A 4,308-nucleotide genomic window follows, 5' to 3' on the forward strand; every position below is an offset into this window, starting at 1 on the left:
TCATTTAGAACCAGTGGGAATAAAAGTAGGCAACTATATTGTTGATTTGAATCCTTTAGATAAATTTATTCAGCCAATTGAGCGCAGATATTTAGAACAAGTAGCTGAATAAATTTATCTAAAGGATTCAAATCAACAATATAGTTGCCTACTTTTATTCCCACTGGTTCTAAATGTTTTCCCTGGATTTCTTGATGTAATAACCCTCTATTTTTTAAGGTATTTATTAACCAAAGTACATCACTTTTATCTTGAATTTCTTTACTTTTTTCTCGATCTGTGATACTCCCTGCAACAGTATCTTTAGAAAAAGAAATCATAGAAATTAACTGAAATAAATCACTATGTTTAATCAAAGATTGGCTTTGTTTTCGATTGGGTTTTGCTCCTAAACCAATTCGGTCTATTAATTTTGCTAAAGCAGGGACAGGTATAGCGCTATTTGTGTCACTAATATCTGGAGCTATTAACAAAGAATGCTGATTTAAAATAGTAGTTATACTAGGATGAATTTGATGGAAAATTCTTTCTACTTTTTCTACCTCGCGAGCATCAGCATATTTTCTGAGTTTGTCTTGCCATCCATTTTCACTCAGGAATTCTAGCAGCACAATATATTTACAGCCTAAACTATGACCAACCCAAAAATATTTTGATTTGTCAGTATAGATATTATTTTTATAACCTAATTTTTCAGCAAGTTCTGGCATAGCTTTTGCTAAAATACTTTGTTCTTTTAATAAACTAATAGCAATAGGCCAATGTTGGAAACTAAAGCGGAAAGGTAAAGCAATAATGCTATATCCTTTAGCATACATTTGACTTAAGAAATAGCGATAAAAAATCGTTGGGAAACTACCAAAAAAAGCTCCGCCGATAAATTGGATAATTCCACGAGGTTGAGGGTGAAGTGCGACCCAACTGAAAGAAAGTGGTGTAAATTTTAAATTCATAGTTTTATAGTAGGGAACAGGGAACAGGGAACAGGGAACAGAGCGTATTTGCGTAGCGCTATAAATAACGACGGAGGAGTCAGAAATCAGGTAGGGGACTGTCGGATAGGCGAAGTACAGGAGGGAAGAAGAGGACTTACGCATAACCACCATCTCTTGGTGCGCGTTCCCTTGCGTCTGACGCCGACGCGGGGTCGCACCGCTATCTAGTAGGGGCGAATGGCAATTTATCCCTACAAATGGCGTATAATTTGATATTTTGCGTAAGTCCTGGAAGAAGAAGGAGGAGGAGAAGAAAGTTTTTTCTGAACGCTATTAACGGACATAACATTACTTATCCTTTCAGCAGCAATGTAGCTATACCAATTCACTTTAAAGATGTCACAAATAGTTTCAAACTTTAAATGTTAAATAACTTCCGTAAATTACTGTAGTATCAAAGTTCTGAGTTGATAAAATCTTTCTTTTGACTTTTAACTTTTAACTTTTGACTTATAACTTGCGTGAAACGGTCTTTCCCGATGCCAATAATCTAGCTATGGCATTACTAATAGGTTGATTTGTTTCTTGCTGATAATATGTAAATCCTGGAGAAGGATTAACCTCAAAACAGTACCACTCACCTTCTGGAGTTTCTCGCAAATCTATGCCAGCTAAAGATAATTCCATTTCTGCCGCCATTACTCTACATTTATTTTCTATATCTTCCGGTAAACGATAACTAAAAATTTCAGGAGCATTGGTAACTCCCGCGTAACGATAATCATCTGCAGCAGAACTAATAGCACAGGCAAATACATCTCCACCCACTACATGAACCCGATAATCCCTACCCGGTATATATTGCTGAAATTGAGTTGGACAAGAAACAACATTATCTAAACGTTCCGCGCGCTCCGGTCGTAACTGAGAAACCTTACTGCGGGTACTACTGACAGATTTGTAAATCACACTGCCATGGTCTTGCCAAAACTCATGCACCGCATTGGGAGTCGTAGTAACTAAAGTGTCAGGGACTTGAAACCCAAACTTACGAATTTGCTGTAATTGATACGGTTTAGAATTATTCGCTGCCATTGCTGAAAAACGATTCAAAACTAAGGCAGAAGTCATCTCTACCCATGACAACAAAGCATTATCTACTGCCGTCGCGTGTTGCCAAGCATAACTCTCAGGTCCTGCTTCCATGATTTCCGGGAGTTTGTAAGAGTCGTGGGGACGCAAATAAACTCCTGTGACTGCATTCAAGTCTATTTTGTCAGTAGGAGTGCAGATTTCCCCTGTAATTTTTTCCCCTACAGAAAGCTTAACTTCGGTTTCAATAATTTCTCGTTGGTTGAGCAGTACATGAGGTATACCTAAATTTTGCAATTCTTTCTGTACTGCTGCTAAGGGTGAATCTCCAGGTAATCCCCACAACAGAATTAACATTTTTTTTCCTCGTTAAAAAAGCGGTCATTTCAGTTATCAGTTATCAGTTATCAGCACCTCTAGCTGTTTGTGCAGCATGACCTAGTGCAATAAGCGTAGGTTTGGTTGACGTAGGTTAGCGCCAGCTTATCCGCTAGGATAAACCCAACCAGAATCAGGATTTGTTGGGTGTCACTTCGTTCTACCCAACCTACATTTTTAGACGTGTCATTCTACTACTAATAGCGTTCATGCGTAAGTCCTAAAAAAGTTAAAAGTAAGACAAAGCAAGGTTTTTCCTCCTGCCTTCTGCCTCCTGCCTTCTGCCTTCTTCTATAAAATACTCCAGAATGGCAGTAGCGATCGCTGGTTGAGAAATATCTGTCCACAAATTAGCATCAATAAATTCTGCATTAGCATCAGCTTGACTAAATTGAACAGTCAATAACTCAACTCCAGCAGCATCAGCAAGAGTTATTGCCTGATTTGCTAAGGTGGGGTCAACTTCACCAATACAACGTTTACCAATAACAGTTACTGTTGCTGAATTTTCTGGAATTACCTCTGGCAAACTTTCCTTCCCTAAAGCAATATGTTGATGCAGAGGACGCACAGACATCCCCACTTGAGCAGCAGCATAAATCCATTGGGGCGATCGCCAATTCGATCCAAGTAGACAAGTTGGTGTCGGTCGGTTGAGCATTGGGCATTTTAGTGTATTTAACCAGGAAACCAAAAATGCTGTCATTTCAGCAGCTACATAAGAGCGATCGTTGGGAACAATATGAAAAAGTTCCTCTGGAAAAACTACAGGGAGGCGAGTTAACACACCTGTTATTTGTGCAACTTCTATAATTTTTCCTCCCACTACCGCCGTAGAATTTTTCGCATTTCCCAGATGGTGTCGCCACCCAACCACTGATAAATCTTCAGGGGTTAGTAGCGTTACACCATCACTTACCGAATGTTCAACAAAAGACCGAGCAGACTTGTCATAGCTATTGGCAATAACAACAAGCACTACTCTACTCCTTTTTATCCGTTGTTAACAGCAGTTTCACCAACAACAGGGCGCTCTTGAGAAGATATGAACGCTTCTTGTGTTGCTAGTTGAAATAGACTACCTCCATTAGGAGTTGGTAGAGCATAAACCAGTTGGTCAAAGTCAGCACGACGAGGTCGATTATTATTGACAAATGTGCCTCGGTGTTCGGGAGTTAGTAGCAAATTAAAATTACCAGCAGGAGCGCGCAAAAAGATTTCCACAAATCCACGAATTTCGACTTCATCTACCTGTGGATCGAGAGTAGTAATATCTGGCTGTAAAATCACTAATCCTGTATCGTGGGCAGCTATTCCTACATCAAGAGTGAATTTACGAGGGTCTGGGGTGGGAATTAAATTGCCAAATACGTTAGCACCTGCTACATCACGAATAGTAATAGTATCAGCTACATTTAAATTAGGTGTTGTCGCTGTAAATTGGAGTCGAAGCCTCAAGTCAGTGTTATTAGGATTAGCAATAGTTAAAAAGTAACCTTGGAGAACTTGACGGTCAGAATTAGGAATATTTCCCGGAGTAGGAGTGATCTTTTTTAAGAGTAGTTCAAAAGTTGAAACTAGCATTATTTATCCTCAACAAAAAGTAGTGTTGGTTATCAATCATATTTGATAACTTTGATTTTTTTTGGTGTTTTTTGTTCACCTGTATCTACCTTAGCCTGATAATTATTAACTGTGTAGGACAAAAACCTAAAAGTGATTTACATTTTTCTATCGGTAAGGCGATCACGTTGCCAACGTGCCAAAATTTCTGCAGCAAGACGACGAATAGGCCGAGATGGTTGCCTTCTTTGTGCTGCCCATTTGTCTACTGTATCTCTAGCCACTCCTAACATTAAAGCTAAGGAATCTCTGGTTAATCCTTCTCTAATATAAAGTAATA

The 4,308-nt window shown here is 39.0% G+C and carries 5 protein-coding genes; all 5 read right to left on the reverse strand.

Annotation, left to right across the window (positions count from 1 at the left end):
- Positions 1-65: 65 nt before the first annotated feature.
- Positions 66-953 carry a DUF1350 family protein gene (locus tag F6K13_RS20575; protein WP_287288216.1) on the reverse strand — a complete coding sequence of 296 codons (888 nt, stop codon included), beginning with the start codon at positions 951-953 and terminating at the stop codon, positions 66-68.
- 492 nt (positions 954-1,445) lie between these two features.
- Positions 1,446-2,384, reverse strand: a complete 939-nt coding sequence (locus F6K13_RS20580) for a RimK family alpha-L-glutamate ligase (RefSeq protein ID WP_124146222.1) — start codon at positions 2,382-2,384, stop codon at positions 1,446-1,448.
- 250 nt (positions 2,385-2,634) lie between these two features.
- Positions 2,635-3,384 (reverse strand): hypothetical protein, encoded by a 750-nt coding sequence (locus F6K13_RS20585; RefSeq protein WP_192901161.1) that lies wholly within the window; start codon positions 3,382-3,384, stop codon positions 2,635-2,637.
- Between the two features lie 14 nt (positions 3,385-3,398).
- Positions 3,399-3,989, reverse strand: a complete 591-nt coding sequence (locus F6K13_RS20590; RefSeq protein ID WP_124146223.1) for a hypothetical protein — start codon at positions 3,987-3,989, stop codon at positions 3,399-3,401.
- A 137-nt stretch (positions 3,990-4,126) separates the two neighbouring features.
- A partial coding sequence (locus F6K13_RS20595; protein ID WP_287288217.1) for a hypothetical protein occupies positions 4,127-4,308 on the reverse strand: 182 nt, incomplete at its 5' end.

The sequence above is a fragment of the Okeania sp. SIO2B9 genome (assembly GCF_010672505.1).
Lineage (GTDB): Bacteria > Cyanobacteriota > Cyanobacteriia > Cyanobacteriales > Microcoleaceae > Okeania > Okeania hirsuta.

Excerpts from the sequence above, each read along its gene's own strand:
- F6K13_RS20575 (WP_287288216.1), bottom strand. The coding sequence starts at position 953 with ATGAATTTAAAATTTACACCACTTTCTTTCAGTTGGGTCGCACTTCAC.
- F6K13_RS20580 (WP_124146222.1), bottom strand. The coding sequence starts at position 2,384 with ATGTTAATTCTGTTGTGGGGATTACCTGGAGATTCACCCTTAGCAGCA.
- F6K13_RS20590 (WP_124146223.1), bottom strand. The coding sequence starts at position 3,989 with ATGCTAGTTTCAACTTTTGAACTACTCTTAAAAAAGATCACTCCTACT.